The sequence below is a fragment of the Natronomonas sp. EA1 genome (genome assembly GCF_051195035.1).
GTDB lineage: Archaea > Halobacteriota > Halobacteria > Halobacteriales > Haloarculaceae > JBNTJV01.
Map to the genome: position 1 here is coordinate 793,126 of NZ_JBNTJV010000001.1, position 22,038 is coordinate 815,163.

At 67.6% G+C, this 22,038-nt stretch carries 24 protein-coding genes; 12 read left to right on the plus strand and 12 right to left on the minus strand.

Annotated features, from left to right (window positions below):
- Positions 1-2: 2 nt before the first annotated feature.
- Positions 3-356, minus strand: coding sequence for an Hsp20/alpha crystallin family protein (locus ACQUQR_RS04340; RefSeq protein WP_435195030.1), 354 nt, complete (start codon positions 354-356; stop codon positions 3-5).
- A gap of 90 nt (positions 357-446) precedes the next feature.
- Here ACQUQR_RS04340 and ACQUQR_RS04345 point away from each other — a divergent pair, with 90 nt between their 5' ends.
- Both ACQUQR_RS04345 and ACQUQR_RS04350 read left to right on the plus strand, forming a co-directional pair.
- Positions 447-1,646 carry a molybdopterin molybdotransferase MoeA gene (locus ACQUQR_RS04345; RefSeq protein ID WP_435195031.1) on the plus strand — a complete coding sequence of 400 codons (1,200 nt, stop codon included), beginning with the start codon at positions 447-449 and terminating at the stop codon, positions 1,644-1,646.
- Positions 1,639-3,504 (plus strand): molybdopterin biosynthesis protein, encoded by a 1,866-nt coding sequence (locus ACQUQR_RS04350; RefSeq protein WP_435195033.1) that lies wholly within the window; start codon positions 1,639-1,641, stop codon positions 3,502-3,504. The genes ACQUQR_RS04345 and ACQUQR_RS04350 overlap by 8 nt, the downstream gene beginning before the upstream one ends.
- Here ACQUQR_RS04350 and ACQUQR_RS04355 read toward each other — a convergent pair.
- Positions 3,501-4,142 carry an HAD family hydrolase gene (locus ACQUQR_RS04355; RefSeq protein WP_435195034.1) on the minus strand — a complete coding sequence of 214 codons (642 nt, stop codon included), beginning with the start codon at positions 4,140-4,142 and terminating at the stop codon, positions 3,501-3,503. The two genes, ACQUQR_RS04350 and ACQUQR_RS04355, sit on opposite strands and share 4 nt — an antisense overlap.
- A 119-nt stretch (positions 4,143-4,261) precedes the next feature.
- Between ACQUQR_RS04355 and ACQUQR_RS04360 the strand changes: the two genes are divergently transcribed.
- The 4 genes from ACQUQR_RS04360 to ACQUQR_RS04375 all read left to right on the plus strand — a co-directional run bounded on the left by ACQUQR_RS04360 (position 4,262) and on the right by ACQUQR_RS04375 (position 6,839).
- Positions 4,262-4,741 carry a peroxiredoxin family protein gene (locus ACQUQR_RS04360; RefSeq protein ID WP_435195035.1) on the plus strand — a complete coding sequence of 160 codons (480 nt, stop codon included), beginning with the start codon at positions 4,262-4,264 and terminating at the stop codon, positions 4,739-4,741.
- A 216-nt stretch (positions 4,742-4,957) separates the two neighbouring features.
- Positions 4,958-5,167: a type II toxin-antitoxin system HicB family antitoxin gene (locus tag ACQUQR_RS04365; protein ID WP_435195037.1), complete on the plus strand. Its 210-nt coding sequence runs from the start codon at positions 4,958-4,960 to the stop codon at positions 5,165-5,167.
- A 141-nt stretch (positions 5,168-5,308) separates the two neighbouring features.
- Positions 5,309-6,562: an RNA-guided endonuclease InsQ/TnpB family protein gene (locus tag ACQUQR_RS04370; protein WP_435195039.1), complete on the plus strand. Its 1,254-nt coding sequence runs from the start codon at positions 5,309-5,311 to the stop codon at positions 6,560-6,562.
- 10 nt (positions 6,563-6,572) lie between these two features.
- Positions 6,573-6,839, plus strand: a complete 267-nt coding sequence (locus ACQUQR_RS04375) for a type II toxin-antitoxin system HicA family toxin (protein WP_435195041.1) — start codon at positions 6,573-6,575, stop codon at positions 6,837-6,839.
- Here ACQUQR_RS04375 and lwrS read toward each other — a convergent pair.
- Genes lwrS through ACQUQR_RS04390 form a run of 3 tightly spaced genes read right to left on the minus strand, consistent with a single transcriptional unit; the run spans position 6,831 to position 8,321 of the window.
- Positions 6,831-7,199: an LWR-salt protein gene (lwrS, locus tag ACQUQR_RS04380; RefSeq protein WP_435195042.1), complete on the minus strand. Its 369-nt coding sequence runs from the start codon at positions 7,197-7,199 to the stop codon at positions 6,831-6,833. The two genes, ACQUQR_RS04375 and lwrS, sit on opposite strands and share 9 nt — an antisense overlap.
- Positions 7,200-7,201: 2 nt before the next feature.
- The gene (locus tag ACQUQR_RS04385; RefSeq protein ID WP_435195044.1) at positions 7,202-7,480 is read right to left on the minus strand and encodes a 4a-hydroxytetrahydrobiopterin dehydratase; all 279 of its coding nucleotides are present in this window, start codon (positions 7,478-7,480) and stop codon (positions 7,202-7,204) included.
- Between the two features lie 31 nt (positions 7,481-7,511).
- A complete protein-coding gene (locus ACQUQR_RS04390; protein WP_435195046.1) occupies positions 7,512-8,321 on the minus strand; it encodes a COX15/CtaA family protein in 810 nt (269 codons plus the stop codon).
- 112 nt (positions 8,322-8,433) lie between these two features.
- Here ACQUQR_RS04390 and ACQUQR_RS04395 point away from each other — a divergent pair, with 112 nt between their 5' ends.
- A complete protein-coding gene (locus tag ACQUQR_RS04395) occupies positions 8,434-10,695 on the plus strand; it encodes an NADP-dependent malic enzyme (protein ID WP_435195048.1) in 2,262 nt (753 codons plus the stop codon).
- A gap of 148 nt (positions 10,696-10,843) precedes the next feature.
- On the plus strand, positions 10,844-11,254 hold the full coding sequence (locus ACQUQR_RS04400; protein ID WP_435195050.1) for a hypothetical protein: 411 nt from the start codon (positions 10,844-10,846) through the stop codon (positions 11,252-11,254).
- A 36-nt stretch (positions 11,255-11,290) separates the two neighbouring features.
- Here ACQUQR_RS04400 and ACQUQR_RS04405 read toward each other — a convergent pair whose 3' ends face one another.
- Together ACQUQR_RS04405 and ACQUQR_RS04410 are read right to left on the minus strand one after the other, a co-directional pair.
- Positions 11,291-11,965 carry an HAD family hydrolase gene (locus ACQUQR_RS04405; protein ID WP_435195052.1) on the minus strand — a complete coding sequence of 225 codons (675 nt, stop codon included), beginning with the start codon at positions 11,963-11,965 and terminating at the stop codon, positions 11,291-11,293.
- Positions 11,962-12,921: an MBL fold metallo-hydrolase gene (locus ACQUQR_RS04410; protein ID WP_435195053.1), complete on the minus strand. Its 960-nt coding sequence runs from the start codon at positions 12,919-12,921 to the stop codon at positions 11,962-11,964. The genes ACQUQR_RS04405 and ACQUQR_RS04410 overlap by 4 nt, the downstream gene beginning before the upstream one ends.
- A 167-nt stretch (positions 12,922-13,088) precedes the next feature.
- Here ACQUQR_RS04410 and ACQUQR_RS04415 point away from each other — a divergent pair, with 167 nt between their 5' ends.
- Together ACQUQR_RS04415 and ACQUQR_RS04420 are read left to right on the plus strand one after the other, a co-directional pair.
- Positions 13,089-13,865, plus strand: coding sequence for an SDR family NAD(P)-dependent oxidoreductase (locus ACQUQR_RS04415; RefSeq protein WP_435195054.1), 777 nt, complete (start codon positions 13,089-13,091; stop codon positions 13,863-13,865).
- A complete protein-coding gene (locus ACQUQR_RS04420; RefSeq protein ID WP_435195056.1) occupies positions 13,862-14,860 on the plus strand; it encodes a TIGR04024 family LLM class F420-dependent oxidoreductase in 999 nt (332 codons plus the stop codon). Before ACQUQR_RS04415 ends, ACQUQR_RS04420 begins: the two co-directional genes overlap by 4 nt.
- Here the strand turns inward: ACQUQR_RS04420 and ACQUQR_RS04425 are convergent, their stop codons facing one another.
- The gene (locus ACQUQR_RS04425; protein ID WP_435195057.1) at positions 14,861-15,406 is read right to left on the minus strand and encodes a SprT-like domain-containing protein; all 546 of its coding nucleotides are present in this window, start codon (positions 15,404-15,406) and stop codon (positions 14,861-14,863) included.
- A gap of 292 nt (positions 15,407-15,698) precedes the next feature.
- On the opposite strand from ACQUQR_RS04425, the gene msrA reads away from it, so the two are divergent.
- The gene (gene msrA / locus ACQUQR_RS04430; protein ID WP_435195059.1) at positions 15,699-16,232 is read left to right on the plus strand and encodes a peptide-methionine (S)-S-oxide reductase MsrA; all 534 of its coding nucleotides are present in this window, start codon (positions 15,699-15,701) and stop codon (positions 16,230-16,232) included.
- Between the two features lie 21 nt (positions 16,233-16,253).
- On the opposite strand, the gene ACQUQR_RS04435 is transcribed toward msrA, so the two are convergent.
- Entirely contained in the window at positions 16,254-16,784 is a 531-nt protein-coding gene (locus ACQUQR_RS04435) for a redoxin domain-containing protein (RefSeq protein ID WP_435195061.1), read from the minus strand.
- An 86-nt stretch (positions 16,785-16,870) separates the two neighbouring features.
- Between ACQUQR_RS04435 and ACQUQR_RS04440 the strand changes: the two genes are divergently transcribed.
- Complete coding sequence (locus tag ACQUQR_RS04440) at positions 16,871-18,571, plus strand: thiamine pyrophosphate-binding protein (protein WP_435195063.1); 1,701 nt, start codon at positions 16,871-16,873, stop codon at positions 18,569-18,571.
- Here the strand turns inward: ACQUQR_RS04440 and ACQUQR_RS04445 are convergent.
- Genes ACQUQR_RS04445 through ACQUQR_RS04455 form a run of 3 tightly spaced genes read right to left on the minus strand, consistent with a single transcriptional unit; the run spans position 18,568 to position 21,944 of the window.
- Positions 18,568-19,704, minus strand: a complete 1,137-nt coding sequence (locus ACQUQR_RS04445; protein WP_435195064.1) for an acyl-CoA dehydrogenase family protein — start codon at positions 19,702-19,704, stop codon at positions 18,568-18,570. The two genes, ACQUQR_RS04440 and ACQUQR_RS04445, sit on opposite strands and share 4 nt — an antisense overlap.
- A 24-nt stretch (positions 19,705-19,728) precedes the next feature.
- Positions 19,729-20,487 (minus strand): HpcH/HpaI aldolase family protein, encoded by a 759-nt coding sequence (locus tag ACQUQR_RS04450; protein ID WP_435195065.1) that lies wholly within the window; start codon positions 20,485-20,487, stop codon positions 19,729-19,731.
- Positions 20,488-20,522: 35 nt separating this feature from the next.
- Positions 20,523-21,944: an FAD-binding oxidoreductase gene (locus ACQUQR_RS04455; protein WP_435195067.1), complete on the minus strand. Its 1,422-nt coding sequence runs from the start codon at positions 21,942-21,944 to the stop codon at positions 20,523-20,525.
- Positions 21,945-22,038: the final 94 nt, after the last annotated feature.

A 22,038-nucleotide genomic window follows, 5' to 3' on the forward strand; every position in this document is an offset into this window, starting at 1 on the left:
GGTCAGGCGTCTTCGACCGGCACGCTCGTCCCCGTCGCGCCGGCCTTCGGGAGCTGGATCTCGAGGACACCGCGGTCGATGGTCGCCTCCGCCTGGTCACCGCTGACGTGCGGGGGAAGCGGGAGTTCGGCATCGAGGAACAGCGAGCGCTCCTCGGTGAGATAGCGGAACTCCGTGGGCAGGGACTTCTCGCGGCGCGCTTCGATGCGGAGTCGCCCCTCCTCGACGGCCACGTCGACGGTCTCGGCGGTCGCACCGGGCAGGTCGAGGACGAGCAGGTAGGCGTCGTCGCTCTCCAGTAGGTCTGCAAACACCGTCTCGGGAAGGTCCCGCAGGGCGTCGCGGAGCGCGTTCATACTCTCCCTCAGGAGGGCATGGGCGAAAAAGCCCGCGTTCCCCACACCCGTCGCCGGTATCACTTTACCCGCAGCGGCGAAGGGTGTGGTATGGACTCCGGCTTCAAACAGGTCACCCGCGTGGCCGACGCCCGCGCCGCCCTGCGCGAGCGCGTCGACCACGTCGGGACGACACGCGTTCCCCTCACCGCGGCGGACGGTCGCGCCCTCGCGACCCCCATCGCCGCCGCGCGAGACGTGCCACACTACGCCCGCGCCGCAATGGACGGGTGGGCCGTTCGTGCCGAGGACACGTTCGGCGCATCGGACCGCTCGCCGGCCGTCCTCCGCGAGGGGGACGCGATGAGCGCGAACACCGCCGTGCGCGTCCACACCGGGAGTGAGCTCCCCGACGGGGCGGACGCCGTGGTGATGATCGAGCACACCGACCGATTCGGCGAGGAGGTGGAGGTGTTCGACGCCGTCGCCGAAGGAGAGAACGTCGCGCCCCCGGGCGAGGACGTGAGCGAGGGGCAGCATCTCTACGACGCCGGTCATCGGCTCCGACCCTCCGATTTGGGGCTGCTCCGCGGGACGGGGCTCACCGGGCTGGAGGTGTACGAGCGGCCGACCGTGGCCGTCATCCCCACTGGTGAGGAGCTGGTCGAGGCCGACCCCGCCCCCGGCGAGGTCATCGAGACGAACGGGCTCACGGTCTCCAGGCTCGTCGAGCGCTGGGGTGGCGAGGCCACCTACCACGACGTGGTCACGGACGACGAGGCGGCGCTCTCCGATGCCATCGGAACCGCGGCCGCGACCCACGACATCGTCGTCACGACCGGTGGCTCCTCCGTCGGCGAGCGCGACCTGGTCCCCGAGGTCGTCGCGGGACTGGGCGAGGTGTTCGTCCACGGGGTCGCGCTGAAGCCGGGCCACCCCTGCGCGCTCGGAGTGACGGACGGGACGCCCGTCCTCATGCTCCCGGGGTATCCGGTCGCCTGCATCGTCAACGCCCAGCAGTTCCTCCGCCCCGCGGTGAAGTGGGCCGGCGGCCTTCCCCTGGAGGCCCCACCCTCCAGGGAGGCGACGCTCGCGCGGAAGATTCCGAGCGAGCCCGGTACCCGCACCTTCGCCCGCGTCCGTCTCGAGGAGACGGACGACGGCCTCGAGGCCCACCCGACCCGCGCGTCCGGCTCCGGGGTGCTCTCCTCCGTCGCGCTCGCGGACGGCTGGGTCGTCATCGAGGAGTCCAGCGAGGGGCTCGCGGAAGGGTCGACCGTCGCCGTCGAGGAGTGGGAGTACGATGCGTAAGGAGTTCCGCGATCTGGCGGAGCCGGACGAGGCCCACCGGATCATCGAGGGGCTTCCGCTCGCGCCCGATTCGGAGCCGGTCCCGCTCGCGGAGGCGCGGGGACGCGTGCTCGCGGCACGCATCGACGCCCAGCTCGACGTGCCGGGGTTCGACCGGGCGAGCGTCGACGGCTACGCACTCAAGGCGAAGGACACGTTCGGCGCGGACGAAGCCGAGCCCGCCCGGCTCACCAAAGTCGGCGAAGTCCACGCAGGGGCCGAACCGGACGTGGTCGTCGGTGAGGGGGAGTGTGCCGAGATCTCGACGGGCGCCGTGGTGCCTGAGGGCGCCGATGCGGTGGTGATGGTCGAGCGAACTGACGAAGATGGCGACGAAATTCTGGTCCGCACCTCGCTCGCCCCCGGCGACCGCATCATGTTCGCGGGCGCGGACGTGGCCGCGGGCGAACGGGCGCTCGGGCCCGGTACACGGATCACCTCGCGCGAGATCGGCCTGCTCTCGGCGCTCGGCATCGACGAGGTGCCCGTCCGTGGTCGCCCGACGGTCGGCATCATCTCGACGGGTGACGAACTCGTCCGCCCCGGCGAGTCGCTGAACGCCGACGCGGGGGAAATCTACGATGTCAACAGCTATACCATCGCCGCGGGAGTCGAGGAGGCCGGCGGCGAGCAGACGCTCTACCCGCACGCGGGCGACGACTACGAGGCGATGGAGTCCTTGCTCAGGGAGGCCGCGGAGGAGTGCGATCTGGTGCTCTCCTCCGGCTCCACCAGCGCGAGCGCGGTGGACGTCATCTATCGCGTCGTGGAGGAGACGGGTGAGCTCCTCTTGCACGGTGTCGCCGTCAAACCGGGCAAACCGATGCTCGTCGGCACCATCAAGGAGAGCGCCTACGTCGGCCTGCCGGGCTACCCGGTCTCCGCGCTCACCATCTTCCGGACGTTCGTCGCACCCGTCATCCGGGCGGCGGCGGGGCTCCCGGAGCCGGCCACCGCGACTATCGATGGGCAGATGGCCGTCGAGGAGCGCTACGCCGAAGGACGACTCCGCTACATGCCCGTCGGCCTCGTGGAGTCGGGAGAGGACCTGCTCGTCTACCCGGTGGACAAAGGGTCCGGTGCGACCACCTCGCTCGTCGAGGCTGACGGGGTCGTCGCCGTGGACCCCGATACGGAGTATCTCGCCGAGGGGGAGACGGTCGAGGTGCAGCTGTTCTCCCCGGACGTGCGACCGCCCGCGCTGTTCGGCGTGGGGGAGGACGACCCCGCGCTCGCGCGCATCCTCGATGCGGTCTCGAACCCCCGGTATCTCGGCCTCGGCTCCCGCGAGGGGCTGCGCCGGCTGCGCAACGGGATTCCTGACGTGGCCGTCACGACGCAGACGCTGGAGCTCGACGCCGAGGAACTCGGCTCGTGGACCCGGGAGTGGGGGCTCGTCGTCCCCGCGGGCAATCCCCGGAACGTCGAGGGGCTCGGTGACCTCGTCGACCGCGAACTCTCGTTCGTCAACCGAACGAGCGCGTCGGGGCTCCGAACCTCACTCGGCAACGCCGTCGCCGAGTTGGCGACCGAGCGGGGGGAGAAGCGGCACGCCCTCGTCGAGGCCATCGAGGGCTTCGACCGGGGGGTTCGCGCCCACGAGTCGCCCGCTCGGCGCGTGCTGGCGGGGAAAGCCGACGTGGGCCTCGGGCTTCGGGCGACCGCCGCGTCGCTCGAGATGGGGTTCGTCCCCGTCGGCGAGGAGACGGTGCAGGTGCTCGCGAACCCCGAACGGATCGAGAAATCGGGTGTCGAGCGTCTGCGCGAGGCGATCGAGTCGACGGACGTCTTCGACTCGCTGCCGGGCTACCGTCGTTAGTCCGACGCCGACTGCGAGAAGAGGTCGTCGAACGTCTGGACGCGATGGTCGGCCATCACGCACAGCCCCCGCCGTTCGTGCCCGTGGCGTTCGACGTGGATCCCGTCGAGCCCCGCGTTCCACGCGGCACCCACGTCCTGGGGTCCGTCGCCGGCGAGCACGCCCCGCCCGTCGGCGCCGATGTCGTCCATCGCCATCCGGACGGGCCGGGGGTCCGGCTTCCACCCCGTCTCGTTCGTACAGCAGACCACGGTGTCGAACCAGTCGCGGATGCCGAGGTGGTCGAGCACGGGGTCCGCGAGGTACTGCTGGCTGTGGGTGACGACCCCCAGCGGCACGTCGAGGTCGGCGAGGAACTCGGCGTCCGGGTAGAGATACGTGTGGTCCGCGCGGGCCTCCCCGTCCTCCTCTGCGTGGAACGCGTCCCAGAACGGTGCGACGGGGATGTTCCACCGCTCCAGCTGCTCGTTGCGCGGCCCACCGAGCCCGTGCCAGAGGATCTCCGCCTGCTCTTCGGAGAAGTCGTACCCGATTCGCTCACCGACGCGGTCGAACACGTCGTGGGTGTAGCCCGGCTCGACGTCCACCAGCGTGCCATCGAGGTCCAGAAGCCAGAAGTCGTAGTCGTCCGCGACCATTCACCTGCTCTAGGTGAAGCCCGGATAAGTGTCTTCTGTCCCGGTTTATCATCGGAATTGCGCGCCCGCGGTCAACTCGCCCAAAGGTAGTTACCAAGGGGAACCCTCTACCGGACGTAATGAGTCTCGAAGGCGAATCCGCCCCCGACTTCACGCTCGAAAGCACGGCTGGTGGTGAGGTCTCCCTCTCCGACACCCTGGAGGACGGCCCGACCGTCGTCCTCGTGAACCGTGGCTCCTGGTGTAGCTTCTGTGCCGAACAGCTCCAGACCTTTGATGAAGTGGCCTACGACCTCTGGTTCAACGACGGCGTCGACATCCTCCCGGTCGTCACCGACGACACGCAGGCGCTGACGGAGATGCGCGACCGCTTCGACCTGGGGTATCAGCTGCTCGCCGACCCCGAGGGTGAGGTCGCAGAGCAGTACTCCGGCACCGAGGAGACGAGCCACGGCGTGACCGGTATCGCCGCGACGTACGTCATCGACGAGGACGGTATCGTCCAGTACGAGCAGGTCGCGGACCACCCCGCAGACCGCACGTACGGCAACTGGGTTCGCTACTTCATCCGGAACGAGTTCACGGATATCTTCGCCTGAGGAGCGTAGCGACGAACGCAAAGGCTCGTCGCGGGAACGCAGTGACCGCGACGGTGTGTTCGCCTGAGGAGCGTAGCGCCGAAGGCGAAGGTTCGAAAGACGAGTATAGCGAGTCTTTCGGCGTATCGACGGAAGGCCCCGAACACGAGGGTCCTGTCTGAATCCCCTGTGTCCCATCGCACGAACCCTTTTCAGCGAGAACGCCGAATCCCCGGTATGGAGTCGAACGCTCGCCGTCCGGGCGACCAGAGTAGTGTCACCGTCGTTGTGAGTGATGGGTATTTTGTCGCGACAGACGAAGAGACGGGGGTGACGAGTCAGGGTGAGACGAAACCGGAGGCGCTCTCTAACCTTGCGGAAGCGCTGGAACTCTACTGGGAGGCAGACGACGCAGAGCCCGAAGAGTCGAACGCCCCGTGGCTCTAACTGGCTGAGGTTTATAGAAAGTACGAGGCGAAAACCCACGGCTTTAGCCGTGGGATGAAGCCGACAACTGGGGATCAAACCACACTTCAGTAGCAGGCCGACTCCCCGATATTTAAGAATCACCCGTTCGACATATAAGATATGGAGGTGCGGCGTACTGTCCCCGTTGCGCTCGATGTAGACAGCGACGACGCCGCACTCCTCGAAGACACCGTAGACACGTTTCTTTGGTGCGCTCAGTACGTCGCAGACCACGCTTTCCAAGGCGAGTACGTCACCACCAGCAAAACCACGCTGGACGACGAAACCTACGACGACGTGCGCGAGGAAACAGACGGGTTCAACGGTGGACTCGTCCAAGCCGCTCGGAACAAGGCCGCCGAAGCCTGCAAAAGCGTCGTCGTACGGTGGAAGAACGGGAAGAACGCGTCGAAGCCGACGTTCACCAGCCCACACGTTGTCTACGACCGCCGCACCGCGACGTTCCACGACGACTACGTGAGCCTCGCCACCACAGACGGTCGCATCGAAGCCGACTACGTACTGCCCGACGAGGATAGCGACACGCCGCACTCCAAGTACCTGTTTTCAGATGAGTATGAAACGACGGGTGCGGAACTGCACTATCGTGACGGCGACTGGGTGCTTCACGTCCACTGCAAGAAGGAGGTGGAGTCTGACACGTCGGAACAGGCGACCACCGAGAACGGAACGGTTCTTGGGGTTGACCTCGGCGTGAACAACCTCGCTGTCACTAGTACGGGCACGTTCTGGACTGGCGACGAATTCGACCACTGGCGAAAAGAGTATGAGAAACGGCGTGGGTCGCTCCAACAGCGCGGGACGCGCTGGGCACACCAGAACATCCAATCAGTCGGACGGAAAGAAGACGGACGGTTCAAACAGATGCTCCATCGCATTAGCAACGAACTCGTTGCAGAGGCCCGCGAAAACGAGTGTTCGGTGATAGCGTTCGAGGATTTGACCGACATTCGTAATCGAACTGGTGCGTCGTGGGGACACAAGTGGGCGTTTGACCGCCTGTACGACTACGTCGAGTACAAGGCCGAAGAATACGGCATCTCCGTGGAGCAGGTTGACCCTGAGAACACGAGTCGGCGTTGCTCGCACTGCGGGTTCACGCATCCAGACAACCGCGAGGACGAAGACTTCGAGTGCCTGAAGTGTGGGTATGAGAACCACGCCGACTACAACGCGGCGAAAAACATCGGCTTGCGGTATCTCCGTCGCAACCAAACTGGGGGCGACGGAGGCGCACCCTTGGGCGTGCGCTTGAACAGCGGGATGTTGAACGTGAACGGAGGCTACTCTCCTGCCTCATCCGAGGCCAGAATGGGAGTCCACGCTGAATCCCACCGCTTTAGCGGTGGGTAGCTCAAGACCGATGGCGGAGCCAGCGTCCCTCGTGCCTCGACGACCCTACTCCGGTGCGGAGGTCATTCGCGCGCTCCAGAAGTGGCGGTTCGTACGCGTCAGCCAGCGTGGGAGCCACGTGAAACTGAAGTACAGACACCCGCACACGGATGAGGTTCGGACGGTCGTCGTGCCGTTGCACGACGAACTGGCGACAGGGACGTTGCAGGACATCGCAAAACAGGCCGGTGCGAACGATTTTCAGCGGTTCCTCGACGCACTCGATGACCTACTTTGAGACCCGCACGCTGCTCCCGAGATACTTGTGGAGCACCTCGCCCGCGTCCTCGGCGCGAAAGAGGTCCAGATTGTCCTCGATTTCCTCGGTGAGCGCGTCCAGATACGGCTGTGAGCAGACGAGTTCTCGAAAGGAGACGGACTCCACTTCGACGCCGAGGGTGTCGGTCGCCAGCTCGCGCAGGTGGCCTTCGTCGTTCACCTCGCCGCGCCAGAGGTTGTCCCGGAAGAACAGCCAGTCGTCGTCACCGGGTGGTGCGGCCTCTTTTCTCAGGACCGTCTCGAAGCGCCGCGGCTCGACGGTGACGGTGGGGTCGGTGCTGTCGACCCGGAACCGGACGCGGAAGACGTAGTGGGCCATCCTCAGTCGGCGAGGTCGTTCAGCCGCGCGGCGAGGTCGATGTCCTTCTGGGTGATGCCGCCGGCATCGTGGGTCGTCAGACGGACCTCGACCTCGCGCCAGCCGATGTGCATGTCGGGGTGGTGGAACGCCTCCTCGGCGAGGCCACCCGCGCCGGCGGCGAAGCCCACGCCCTCGAGGTACGACTGGAACTCGAAGGTTCGCGTGATCTCGTCGCCCTCGCGCGTCCAGTCGTCGGGGAGTCGGTCGGCGATCTCGCTGTCGGAGAGGAGTTCGGCCATAGGCCCTCTATGTGGGGCAGGAAGAAAAAGGTCAGTCGTCGGTGAAGATGGACGTGGTGTGGGTGACGCCGATCTCCTGTTTCGCCCACTGTGAGCCGAGCAGGGCGAGGCTGGCGGCGACGAGCGTCGCGGCGAGGGCGGCGTAGGCGACGGTGGTGTCGAAGTTCTGCCGGCCGAGCACGAGCAGGGCGGCGACGATGGCGGCCGCGAGGCCGGTCACGAGCTTCGTGCGCTCGGCACGGAGCCAGACGGTGGCCGCGACGAGGCTGCCGAAGGCGGCGAGGGCGAGCGCGTAGTAGACGACCTGGACGGCCTCGCCGAAGGTGACGAACAGTCGCGGGGTGAACACGGCAGCGACGGGGAGCGCGCCCGCGGCGGCGAGCGTGGCCGTTCGTGCGCGGGCGGCGGTGCGGTCGAGCGCGCCCTTCCAGGACCACGCCGCGGCGAGGGTGAGCAGCGCGAAGATCGAGGTGGCCGTCGCGAAGTGCGCGATGAGGATGGCCCACTCGTACTGGAGGACGGTGAGCCCCCCGAGCACGACCTGCACGGGGAGGATGACGAGCGCGAGGGTGCTCGCGTACTTGACGCGCGATTCCTGGCCGGTGCGCCACGCCTGTATCGTCGTGGCGAGGATGACGAACCCGGTGATCATCGCGACGAAGCGGTGGAACCACTCGATGAACGACGGCCAGTTGGCGGGGAACAGCCCCAGAAAGCCGTCACAGAGCGGCCAGCGCTGACCACAGGTCAGCCCCGCGCCCGCGGCGGCGGTGTAGACGCCGAGGAGCATCAGGACGCCCGTCAGGGCCGCGGTGCCCGCGGCAAGCTTGCGGAACTCCATGTGCGGGGGTCGGGCCTCCCCGGTCATAAAGGACGCTTTCCCGGACGGCCGACCTGTCAGTCGGTATCTGTCTCACGGGTAGCTTTTTGTCCCCCCTCAACGCCAAGCCGGTATGGGACTCGACGAGGATTCACTGGAGTATCACGAGCAGGACCCACCCGGGAAACTGGAGATTTCGACGACGAAGCCCACGAACACACAGCGCGACCTCTCGCTGGCGTACTCGCCGGGGGTCGCCGCCCCCTGCCGCGAGATCCGTGACAACCCGACGGACGCCTACAAGTACACCGCGAAGGGGAACCTCGTCGGCGTCGTCTCGAACGGCTCCGCCGTCCTCGGACTGGGGGATATCGGCGCCGCCGCCTCGAAGCCCGTCATGGAAGGGAAAGGGGTGCTGTTCAAGCGGTTCGCCGACATCGACGTCTTCGACATCGAGCTCGACCAGGACGACCCGCAGGACATCATCACCTCGGTGAAGGCGATGGAGCCGACCTTCGGGGGGATCAACCTCGAGGACATCAAGGCCCCGGAGTGTTTCGTCATCGAGGAGGCCCTCCGTGAGGAGATGTCCATCCCCGTGTTCCACGACGACCAGCACGGGACGGCCATCATCTCGGGTGCGGCGCTCGTCAACGCCGCCGACGTGGTGGACAAGGAACTCGACGAGCTGGATATCGTCTTCTCCGGGGCGGGCGCGTCGGCGCTCGCGACGGCCCGGTTCTACGTCTCGCTCGGGGCGTCGAAAGAGAACATCGTCATGTGCGACTCCTCGGGCCCCATCACGCCGGACCGCGACGACGTGAACGAGTACAAACGAGAGTTCGCCAACGAGACGGACGCGACGGACCTCGCGGAGGCGATGGCGGGGGCGGACGTGTTCGTCGGGCTCTCCATCGGGGGGCTCGTCTCCCAGGAGATGGTCCAGTCGATGGCCGACAACCCGATCATCTTCGCGATGGCGAACCCCGACCCCGAAATCCCGTACGAGGACGCGAAGGAGGCCCGCGACGACACCGTCATCATGGCGACGGGACGCTCGGACTACCCGAACCAGGTGAACAACGTGCTGGGGTTCCCGTTCATCTTCCGCGGCGCGCTCGACGTACGCGCCACCGAAATCAACGAGGAGATGAAGGTCGCGGCCGCTCGCGCGCTCGCGGAGCTGGCACGACAGGACGTGCCCGACGCCGTCGTGAAGGCGTACGGCGACCAGCCGCTGCAGTTCGGCCCGGAGTACATCATCCCGAAACCGCTCGACCCTCGTGTGCTGTTCGAGGTGGCGCCCGCGGTCGCCCGGGCGGCGATGGACGCCGGCGTCGCCCGAACGGAGCTGGACCTCGAGAAGTACGTCGAGCGGCTCGAAGCCCGGCTCGGCAAGTCGCGGGAGATGATGCGCGTCGTCCTGAACAAGGCGAAGTCCGACCCCAAGCGGGTCGTCCTCGCGGAGGGTGGTGACGAGAAGATGATCCGCGCCGCCTACCAGCTCATCGAACAGGGGATCGCGGAGCCGGTGCTCATCGGCGATCGCGAGCGCATCTGGGCCATCTCCGAGACGCTGGGGCTGGATTTCGACCCCGAGATCGTCGACCCGGAGGAGGGGAACCTCGAGGCCTACGCGGAACGGCTCTACAAGCTCCGCAAGCGGAAGGGCATCACCCGGCGTGAGGCGAGCGAGCTGATCCAGGACGGGAACCACCTCGGGAGCGTGATGGTGGAGATGGGTGACGCCGACGCGATGCTCACCGGACTGATGCACCACTACCCCTCGGCGCTGCGGGCCCCGCTGCAGGTCATCGGCACGGCGCCCGACGTGGACTACGCCGCGGGCGTCTACATGCTGACGTTCAAGAACCGCGTGGTGTTCTGTGCGGACACGACGGTGAACCAGGCGCCCGACGAGGAGGTGCTCGCCGAGGTCACCAAACAGACCGCGAAGCTCGCCCGGCGGTTCAACGTCGAACCCCGCGCGGCCCTGCTGTCGTACTCCGACTTCGGCTCCGTCCGCAACGAGGGGACGGCGAAACCCCGGACGGCGGCGCAGAACCTCCGTGCGGACCCGCACATCGATTTCCCCGTCGACGGGGAGATGCAGGCCGACACCGCCGTCGTGGAGGAGATGCTCACCGGTACCTACGAGTTCTCGGAGCTCGACGAGGCGGCGAACGTGCTCGTCTTCCCGAACCTCGAGTCCGGCAACATCGCGTACAAACTGCTCCAGCGGCTGGGCGGTGCGGAGGCCATCGGCCCGATGCTCGTGGGGATGGACAAACCGGTCCACGTCCTCCAGCGGGGCGACGAGGTGAAGGACATCGTCAACCTCGCGGGGGTCGCGGTCGTCGACGCCCAGGAGCGCGCGGACGGGGACGGGCGGTAGACACCGGCCGCACTCGACCCCCGCCATCGGCTCTCGCCGAGCAGGCGGCACCCGTGTGTGGGTTGACATCTGGCCGATTTCTCCCGGTTTTTTCTGAGAAAACCGCTGGGCCACCACACTTTTCAGCCTCTTTCTTGTACATAGTGACATGGCTCGGGAGACCGTCGAGCGGCTGACTGGGTACCTTCTCAACGAGGCGGGTGACGGGCTCCGCACGGTCGTCGTCATCCACGAGGACGGCTACGACACCCACTATCTCCGACACGACCTCCGCGGGGAGTACACCGAAGACCGGTTCTCGGAGGTCGTCGAGACCTTCCGAGACACCAGCCCCTCGGAGGCTCCCGACATCGAGGGGACCCCCATCGGCACGCGTCGCGCCGTCGTCACCTACCACGAGAACGCGTTCGTCCTGCAGTTCCCCGTCTCCGACTCCGATAGCGTGCTCATCAGCCTCACCGCCGACGCGGGCCGCGACCTCCTGGATTTCATCGAGAGCTGCCAGCAGATCACCCGCGCCGACGCCGACGCGCCGAAGACGCAACAGTCGGCGCTCTGACACTCCTCGCGGCTCACGGCGACTCGCCGGGGGAACTCAGACGAGATCGGGAAGCTCGTCCATCGAGTCGATCTCGTAGGTCGCCTTCGGGCCACGCGCGTCGGGGCCGTACGCCACGGCATCGAGTCCCGCATCGACGGCGCCGGCGATGTCGTGTTTGTAGCGGTCACCGATCATGACCGCCCGGTCGGGGGCCACGCTCGCCGCGTCGAGCGCGGCCTCGTACATCCGCGAATCCGGTTTCGTGTAGCCGACGGCCTCGCTCGTCGTCACCGCGTCGAAGGCGTCCCACACCTCGAAGGTGGTGAGCATCTTCTCCGCCTCTTCCGTATCGATGTCCGAGACGATGCCGACGTGGGTGTCCCGGTCGGCGATGGTCCGGATAGCGTCGACGACCCCCGGTTCGGGCCGGAGACACTCCCGGGTCGCCGCCTCGAACATCGGCCACCACTCCTCCTCGGGTGGTGGGGTCTCGAACAGCGACGCCGTGGCCTTCAGGTAGCCCGCCTTCGCCGTCTTGTACTCCGTCCCGGTCCGGGATTTGAAATGAGAGCCGAGCACGGATTTCCACGACTCGAAAGCACCACCGGGAAGATCGTACTCGTCGTCCAGCCGGTCGAGGAAGCGGGCGTACCCCTCCCGAACGGATCTCAGTTCGACGATGACGCCACCGATGTCGAAGAAGACGGCGTCGTAGCTCTCGTGGGTCACGGCGAGAACACCTCCACGCCGTCGACCCGTTCCGCACCGATCGCCCCGGTCGCGGCGAGATGCGAGAGCGCGCCGAGCACCTCGATGAACACGTACTCGGGCGAGCGGTCGCCCGCGAGGGCGGTCGTCACCTCGGGGGCGGTCGAACCATCGGGGGCGAGCGCCTCGCGGACCCGGCGCAGCCGCCGGTCGAGGCTCCCGCGGTCGCGCTCGATGGTTCCCCCGAACGCGGTGTGGACGGGGCCGTGGCCGGGGTACACCCGGTCGACCTCGAGCGCGGCGAGGGTGTCGAGCGCGCCGTAGAACGCCTCGAAGGTCTCCGAGACCGCGTCGGTGAGCCCGCCGTGGATGGCGGCCGCGCGGAACGGTTCGAGGGCCATGTCGCCGGCGAAGAGGGCCCGGTCCCCGTCGACGGTCCCCCGATAACAGAGGTGGTCGGCCTGGTGGCCGGGCGTGTGGACCGCGGTGAGCTCGTGGCCACCGGGCGCGATGGTGTCGCCGTCTTCGACCCAGACGTCGACCCGGTCGGGCGGGAGGAGCGCGGCGTTGCGCTCCAGCGATTCGACGGCCATCGTGACCGCGGTTTCGAGGCGCTCTCCGCTGAGTCCGGCTCGGGTGGCGTTCGCGCGGACCTCGGCGGCGAGGTCCGCGGGGTCGCGCCGCAGGCGGTCGCGCACGCCGAGCGGGGCGTAGACGGTCGCGTCGCTCTCGGCGAGGACGGTCGGCACCTGCCCGAGGTGGTCGCTGTGGGGGTGTGTGAGCACGACGTGGTCGATATCCGCGAGCCGGAGGCCGGCCGCGTGGAGCGCGTCGGTCAACGGCGCCGACTCGTCGGGGACGCCGGCATCGACGAGCACCAGCTCGTCGCCACCGAGGAGATAGGAGGCGACGTGGCCCGGTGGCCAGTCGATGGCGTACTCGATGCGCTGGACGGCGGACAGGCGGCTCTCGGTCATTCGTTGGAAACTCTCCATCGATGGGGATAAGCGTTCGTGTCGCCGCGATGTGTGCCCAGTACGCGCCCTCGAACGCCCTGCCGCGCCACACACCTTTATTAACAACAGGGAACAATCGGCCACTCGGAATTAACAATGGTAACTACGCACACGCAGGAGGGGCGGCGATGACGGCGAACGAGCGGTTCAGTATCGACGGGCAGACGGCCATCATCACCGGCTCCTCGCAGGGCATCGGGAAGACGACGGCCGAGGTGTTCGCCGAGGGAGGTGCGAACGTCGTCGTCACCTCGCGGAGCCAGGAGAAGGTCGAGTCGGTCGCGGAGGGGATCAACGAGAGCGACGCGCCCGGCCGCGCCATCGCCGTGGAGTGCGACGTGCGCGAGCGGGAGGCCGTGGAGGCGCTGTTCGAGGCCACCGTCGAGGAGTTCGGAAGCGTCGACATCCTGCTCAACAACGCCGGCGCCTCGTTCATGGCCCCGTTCGACGACATCTCCGAGAACGGCTGGAAGACCATCCTCGACATCAACCTCACGGGGACCTACCACGGCGCGCAGGTCGCGGGCGAGTACATGGACGAGGGTGGCGTCATCGTCAACTACGCGTCGGTCGCGGGCACGCAGGGCGCACCTTATATGAGCCACTACGGCGCGGCGAAGGCGGGTGTCGTGAACCTCACCAAGACGCTCGCGTACGAGTACGCCGACAAGGGCATTCGCGTGAACTGCATCGCCCCCGGCTTCGTCGCCACGCCCGGCGTCGAGTCCCAGATGGGCGTCTCGGCCGACGATGTCGATAGAGGCGAGGTGAAACGCCGGATGGGCCTCCCCGAGGAGATGGCCGACCTCGCCCAGTTCCTCGCCAGCGATGCGTCGTCGTATCTCGTCGGTGAAACCGTCACCGCACGCGGTCTCCCGGACATCATGGAGACCCCGGACGTATGACCGACCGGGACGTCTTCCTCCCCGTGGCAGCCCAGCCGAGTGTCGACGCGCTCGTCGAGCAGGCACAGGTCGCCGAAGGGTTAGGATACGACCGCGCGTGGCTCCCCGAGACGTGGGGCCGCGACGCCGTCACGGTCCTCACGAGCATCGCGCACGCCACCGACGAGATCGGTATCGGCACCTCCATCATGCCGGTGTACTCCCGGTCGCCCGCGCTCATCGGCCAGACCGCGGCCACGCTCCAGGAGGTTTCGGAGGGGCGGTTCCGGCTCGGTCTGGGCCCTTCCGGCCCCATCGTCATCGAGAACTGGCACGGCGTGACGTTCGGGAACCCCCTCAAACGCACCCGCGAGACCGTCGATATCGTGAAGCAGGTGCTCTCCGGCGAGGAAGTGAGCTACGACGGAGAGTACTTCGAGCTGGAGGGGTTCCGGCTCCGGTGTGATCCGCCGGAGCCGGCGCCGAAGGTCGACACCGCCGCCATGGGGCCGAAGGCCGTCGAGCTCGCGGGTCGGTTCGCCGACGGCTGGCACGCGCTGTTGCTCACGCCGGACGGTCTGCGTGATCGCCTCGAGGACCTCGAACGCGGCGCGGAGATGGGCGGCAAGTCCATCGACGACGTGCGCGTCACGCTCTCGCTGAACTGCTGTGCCCTCGAAGACGGCGAGGCGGCCCGGCGGCTCGCCCGCGGGCACACTGCCTTCTACGTCGGCGGGATGGGCACCTACTACCGCGACAACCTCGCCCGACAGGGGCACGAGGCGGTCGCCCACGAAATCTTCGACGCGTGGCAGGCGGGTGACCACGAGGAGGCCATGGCCGCCATCGACGACGACCTCCTCGACAAGTTAGCGGTCGCCGGCCCCCCCGAGGAGTGCCGCGCCCAGCTCGAAGAGTGGGAGGCCATCGACGGCGTGGACTCGCTGTCGATCTCCTTCCCCCGCGAGGCGAATCTGGAGCAGATCCGCGAGACCATCGAGGCGCTCGCCCCCTGACTACCACTCCTCGATTCTCGCTCGCGCCGTCTCGTATCCCGTCGTCGTGGTCCACGTCTCCCCCGAGGCGACGTGTTCCACCTCGTAGCGCGCGCCACAGTCGCCACAGCGCCGGCGCTCCGGCTGGGTGACGCTCGCGGAGGCGCGGTGGCGGTGGACGACCCAGTCGCAGGCGTCGTTCTCGCAGGTCAAGCGCAGCCGGCCGTCCGAGAACCGCGGACAGGTCGTCGCCACGTCCAGCCGCGCGGCCTGCCGTTTGAACCGGGAGCCGTGGCCCGCCTCACCGAACTCTTGGTACTCCCACGCGTGGATGAGCTCGTGTCTGACGACGGCCTTCAGCTCCGAGAGGGAGAACGACTCGGCCGCACGCCACGCGAGCCGGACCGTGATCTCCCCCGTCTCGCGGTCGAACCGGCAAGCGCCGGCCCGGCGCTTCGCCCGGGTGGAGACCTCCCAGTCGATGGAATCGAGGTTCACGTCGAGGTCCACGATGTGGGCGTAGCCGCGGGCCCACCGGAGCAGGGCGTCGTGGCTCTCGAAGCTCATAGCACCCCGTTCGCGAGGAGGACCGCACCGACGAGCAGCCCGAGAAAGAGGGCGTACAGGACGACGCGAAACCCGAAACTCATTGTCGGATGGGGCGCCCCGCGGCTACTTCGATATTTCGCCCCTCTTCGACGTGGCCGATGACACCGATGTCACATGAGTGCGAGGAGGAAGCCCACCCGTTTACGGGTGGGAGGAATCCGACCTCCTCCACCAACCACGAGCGATAGCAGTCCCTGCAGCGCCCGCCCCGGACGGCAGGTACAAAGACCTGGGTCACCTCCCTTCGAGTATGACGGAACAGGCCACGTTCGGCGGCGGCTGCTTCTGGTGTATCGAGGCGGCGTTCAAGGAGCTCGACGGCGTCCACGAGGTGACCTCGGGGTACGCCGGCGGCCACACGGCGAACCCCTCCTATCGGGAGGTCTGCACCGGGAACACGGGCCACGCCGAGGTCGTCCAGCTCGAGTACGACCCCGAGGTCATCTCCTACGACGACCTCCTGGAGGTGTTCTTCACGGTCCACGACCCGACCCAGCTGAACCGGCAGGGGCCGGACGTCGGGACGCAGTACCGGTCTATCGTCCTCACCCACGACGACGAACAGCGCGAGCTCGCCGAGTCCTACATCGAAGCGCTCGATGAAGAGGGCGGCTACGACGACGAGGTCGTCACCGAAGTCGAGCCGCTCGAGACGTTCTACCGCGCCGAGGAGAACCACCAGGACTACTTCGAGAAGAACCCGCAGGACGCCTACTGCTCGATGCACGCCCAGCCGAAGATCGAGAAGGTCCGCGAGAAGTTCCAGGAGAAGGTCAAGGCCTAACGCAGCGAACGCGAGGCGCGGTCAGAAGGCGCCGGTCGCGGCGTCCGCGTCGAGGATCTCCACCAGTTTCTCGTGGATCTCGTCGACCGGCGGGACGCTCCGCGTGGGGTCGAGCCAGTGTTCCCCGATCCACCGGTATCTGATCGTGCGGTCGGTGTCGATGAGGAAACAGGAGCGCCGGGAGCGCTCGACGAGGCCGAACACCTTGTACTTCACGTCGAACGCCTCCGCGACGGAGAGGTCCTCGTCGGAGTACATGGGGAACTGGAGGCTCAGTCGCTTGATGAACTGCTTGTGCGAGCGGGTGCCGGATTTGCTGATGCCGACGACCTGCACGTCGTCGGTCGCGGCGAACCAGTCGAAATCCCGGAACGCGCACCACTCATCGACGCAGTCCGGGCTGAAGTCGGCCGTGTAGAAGGCGAGCAGCACGGGGCCGTCCTCGAGGAGTTCTTCGAGCGGCACGTCGCTTACGTCCCCGTTCGGCCGGACGAGCGGCGCGGTGAACGCCGGGGCGCGGTCGCCGACCTCGAGCCCAACTGTCTCTGCCATAGTAGCTTCTCGGCCGCAGCCAACTTAACGGGTCGGGGTCCGTGCGGTGGGGCAGATATATGCCCCCGCGCTCGGACCCCCTCTCTATGAGTGAGACGTACACCGGCGCCGACCTGTTCGTCGACGCCCTGGAGACGTACGGTGTGACCCACCTCTTCGGCAATCCCGGGACCACGGAGCTCCCCGTGATGGAGTCGCTGTCCGACGCCGACGTGGAGTACGTCCTCGGCCTCCACGAGGACGCCGCGGTCGGCATGGCCGCTGGCTACGCGGCCACCCGTCGGTACCACAGCCACGACGACCCCGATATCTGCCCCGCGGGCGTCGTGAATCTCCACATCACGCCTGGGCTGGCCCACGGCCTCGGGAACATCTACGGCGCGTCCTATACGGGGGCCCCGCTCGTCGTCACCGCCGGCAACCACGAACTCGACTTCCGCCACGAGGAACCGCTGCTGACGGGTGACCTCCAGCAGCTCGTCGAGCAGTTCTGCAAGGAGACCGTCGAGGTGACGCACATCGACAGCCTCCCGATGCTCCTCCGACGCGCCTTTCGTATCGCGCTCACGCCCCCGACGGGCCCCGTCTTCCTCTCGTTACCCGTCGACGTGATGATGGCAGAGACGGACGCCGAGCCGGAACCGCTGGGGCCGATTCCGAACGCGGGGGCGGGCGACCCCGCACAGATCGAGACCGCCGCGGACGCGCTCGTCGACGCCGAGAAGCCCGTGCTCGTCCTCGGTGACGAGGTGGCCCGCAACGACGCCGTCGAGGAGGCCATCGCGCTCGCGGAGGCAACCGGCGCGCGCGTCCACGGCGAGATGCTCGGCTGTGAGGTGAACTTCCCCACCGACCACGAGCAGTGGATATCGTATCTCCCGCCGCGTGGCGACCTCGGGGCGATGCTCCAGAACACGGACACCCTCGCGTTCGTCGGCTGTTCGACCAACACGACGCTCCTGCGCCACGAGGGACGGCTGGTCCCCGAGGACGCCACGACGGTCCACGTCTCCCCGGACGCCCGCGAACTCGGGAAGAACGAGCACTCGAACGCCGCGGTCGTCGGCGACCCCGGCCTCGTGATGGCCGACCTCACGGCGCGTGTCGAAGACCGGCTGGACGAGGATATCAGGGAGAGCCGGCTGGAGGCCGTCGCCACGATGAAGGCCTCCCTCGCGGACACGATGGCCTCCATCGGGGAGGACCCCGCCGAGGAGGGCGACCAGCGCGCCTCGAAGGCCGAACTCGTCGACGCGATGGAGGCCGCCGCCGAGGCCCACGACGACGACGTCTACATCGTCGACGAGGGGATCACGGCGAAGTACGCGCTGCTCACCCGATACGACCTTTCCCCACAGGGTTACATCTCCAACAAGGGGGGCGGCCTCGGCTACGGCCTCCCCGCGAGCATCGGGGCGGCCATCGCCGAAGGGATGCGCGAGGACCCCCGGACCGTGGTCGGCTTCATCGGCGACGGCTCGTATCTCTACTACCCGAACTCCGTCTACTCCGCGGTGCGCGAGGACGTGGACCTCACCGTCGTCATCCCCGATAATCGAAATTATCGCATCCTGAAGGACAACACGAACGCCATGCTCGGCGGGTCGGACGAGGACCACGAGTTCATCGGGATGGACTTCGAGCCGCCCGTCGACATCCCGAAGAACGCGGAGAGCTACGGCGCGCGCGGCCAGCTCATCGAGACCCGCGACGGCATCGAGGAGGCGTACGCCGCCGCGCTCTCACGCGATGGCGTGGACGTACTCGACATCCTCGTCCACGACTAGTAGAACGAGTCCGCGATGATGTTCTTCTGAATCTCGGAGGTGCCGTCGTAGATCTTCGTGATGCGTGCGTCCCGGTAGTAGCGCTCGACGGGGTGGTCGGCCACGTAGCCCGCGCCTCCGAACACCTGGATCGCGTCGTCGGTCACGTCGACCGCGTTCTCCGAGCAGAACAGTTTCGCCATCGACGCGAGTCGGGTGGCGTCGTCGGCCCCAGCGTCGAGCGCCGCCGCGGCGCGGTAGGCGAGCGAGCGACCCGCCTCGATGCCCGTCGCCATCTCCGCGAGCGTGTGCTGGATGGCCTGGAACTCCTTGATTCTCTTATCGAACTGCTCGCGCTCGTTCGCGTAGTCGCGCGCGGCCTCGAACGCCGCCTGTGCGACCCCGGTCGCCTGCGCGGCCACGTCCACCCGCGCGGGGGCGAAAAAGTCCATGAGCTGGTAGAACCCCTTCCCCACCTCGCCGACGACGTTCTCTTCGGGAACCCTGAGCCCATCGAGCACGATCTCGGCGGTGTCCTGCGCTCTGATTCCCAGTTTGTTCTCGATACGGGTCGCCTCGTACCCCACGACGTCCGTCTCGGTGAGGAACGCCGTGATGCCGCGGTGGCCTTCCTCAGGAGCGGTCTTCGCCATGATGATGGCCACGTCCGCGACGGTGCCGTTCGTGATCCACATCTTGTGGCCGTCGATGACGAACTCGTCCCCGTCCCGCTCGGCCCGGGTCTCCATTCCGGCCACGTTCGAGCCGTGGCCCGGCTCCGAGATGCCCGTGGCGATGGGGGTCTCCCCACCGGTGATGCGGGGGAGCCACGCCTCGCGCATCCAGTCGTCGCCGTACTCGAGGAGCATCCCCGTCCCGAAGTCAGCCGCGGCGATTGAGCCGCCGACGCCGGGGTCGCCGCGCCACAGCTCCTCGGTGACGATGGCGGTGGAGACGGCGTCCATCCCTGCTCCCCCGTACTCCTCGGGGATATGCGCGGCGACGAAGCCCAGTTCCGCGGCCTCCTGCCGCAGTTCCTCGGGATACCGTTCCTCAGCCTCGTACTCGCTCGCAATCGGTCGAATCTCCCCCTCCGCGAAGCGCCGGACGGCGTCGCGGACGGCCGCCTGTTCGGCTGTGAGACGAAAGCTCATATCCGCCGTTCGGTGTGTCGTGTCTTAGCTCTCCCGCAGGGTCCGGTCGGCTGCGGCCCGAATCTCCTGGTTCCCTCGAATCAGGTGGGTCTGGTCGACGCCCGCGACGAGGAAGTCGAACCCCATCGCGGCGAACCGCTCCACGCTCTCGGGGGTCGCACCGAGCGTGCCGACGGGGGTATCGGTCGCCTCGCCTGCGGCGAGAATCGTCTCGACGGCGTCGGTAAATCGTGAATCGTCGAACTGTCGGAAACAGCCGAGGGTCGCGGAGAGGTCCGCGGGGCCGACGAACAGCGCGTCCACGCCCTCGACCGCGGCGATGGCCTCCGCGTGGTCCACCCCGTTTGCGCTTTCGATCTGGACGAGGAGGACGGTCTCCTCGTTCGCGGTCTCGAAGTACGAATCGAGATCGCGGCCGTAGCCGGACGCGCGCGTGCCGGCCACCCCGCGGTTCCCTTCGGGCGGGTACTTGGCGGCCTCGACGGCTCGGCGTGCCTCGGCGTCCGATTCGACCATCGGGACCATCACGCCCCGGACGCCGACGTCGAGCAGGCGCTTTATCGCCCCCACGTCGTTGTCGACGGCGCGCGCGAGGGGGACGCTCCCCCCGGCCTCGACCGCGCGGACGAGGTTCGCGATGGTCTCGGTGGAGTTCGGGGCGTGTTCGGTGTCGAGCATGACGAACTCGAACTCCGCGGCGGTGAGCTCGGCGATGGCGGGGTCGGAGAGCGCGACCCAGCCACCGACGAGCGGCTCGCCCGCACGGAGGCGGTCGTGGAACATACCCGCGAGAAGCGGGTGGAGAAGAAAAAGCCCGGTTACTCCAGCCGCACGCGCCCGCCCTCCTCCACCGTCTCGGGGAAGATCTTCCCCGGATTCAGGATGTCGTTGGGGTCGAACGCCTTCTTGATGCGGCGCATCAACTCGACGCCGACCTCGCCGTGTTCGAGTTCCAGGTACTCCCGCTTGCCGAGGCCGATCCCGTGTTCGCCGGTGGCGGTCCCGCCGACCTCGATGGCCCGCTCGACGATTTTCTTGTACACCTCCTCCCCGGCGTCCACCTCCGCGGGGTCGTCGGGGTCCACGAGCACGGTGTAATGCAGGTTCCCGTCGCCCGCGTGTCCGAAGCAGGGGACCATGAGGCCGTGTTCGTCGCCGAGGTCCTTCGCGTAGCGGACGAGCTCGGGGAACGAGGAGATGGGGACGGTGATGTCACCGGGGTGGATGGGGGCGCGGTCGGGGTCGTACGACTGCGCGGCGAAGGCGAGCTCGTCGCGGGCGCGCCACAGCTCGGCCATCCGGGGGTCGTCCCCGTCCGCGAGCTCGAACTCGACCACGTCGTGGGCCGCGAAGATGGCCTCACAGAAGGCGATCTCCTCTTCGATACCGTGGTTCGCGTGGAACTCCACGAAGATCATGGCCGAGTCCGGCAGCCCCGTATCCAGATAGGCGTTCGCCATCGCCCCCGACAGCTCGTCGATGAGCTCGATCTTCGCCACGTCCACGCCGGACTGCACCGCGTCCATCACGGCCTCCGCGGCGTCGTCGAGCGACGGGAAGACGGCCCGCCCGCCCTTGATCTGCTCGGGCAGCCCCTCGAGTTCGAGGGTGGCGCGGGTCACGACACCCAGGGTCCCCTCCGAGCCGACGATGAGTTCCTTGAGGTTGTAGCCCGCGCTCGTCTTCACGGCCTTCGACCCCGCGGTGAACACCTCCCCATCTGCGGTGACGACTTCGAGTTCGAGCACCCAGTCGGCGATCTCGCCGTACTTCACCGTCTTCTGGCCCGAGGCGTCGTTCGCGATCATCCCGCCGATGGTGGAGATGTTCGCGGAGGAGGGCATCGGCGGGAAGAACAGCCCGTGGCTCTCGACGGCCTCGTCGATGGCGGTGCCCATCACCCCCGGTTGGACATCGATCTGAAAGTCGTCCGGGCGGATGTCGAGGACCGCGTTCATCCGCGTCAAATCGAGACTGATGCCCTCGAACGCGGGGACGGCGTTCCCCTCGAGGCTCGTCCCCGCGGCGTAGGGGGTGACGGGGACGCCGCGCTCGTTCGCCGCTTCGAGAACGGCGGCCACGTCCTCGGTCGACTCCGGGTAGACGACGGCGTCGGGGGTGACGCCGACACCGCGCTGTTCGCCGCCCCAGTCGGCCGCGTGGCTCGCCCGGTCCGAGTCGCCGACGGAGACCTGCTCGTCGGGGAGCACCGCCGAGAGAAACGTGCAGTCGTGTGGCATACCACACACGACTCGCGTACGGACATAAAGGTACGTCGCGCGCTGTCGGCCCATCACGCAGGGTCGGTGCTTTTCTCGCTTCCCACCGAGAACG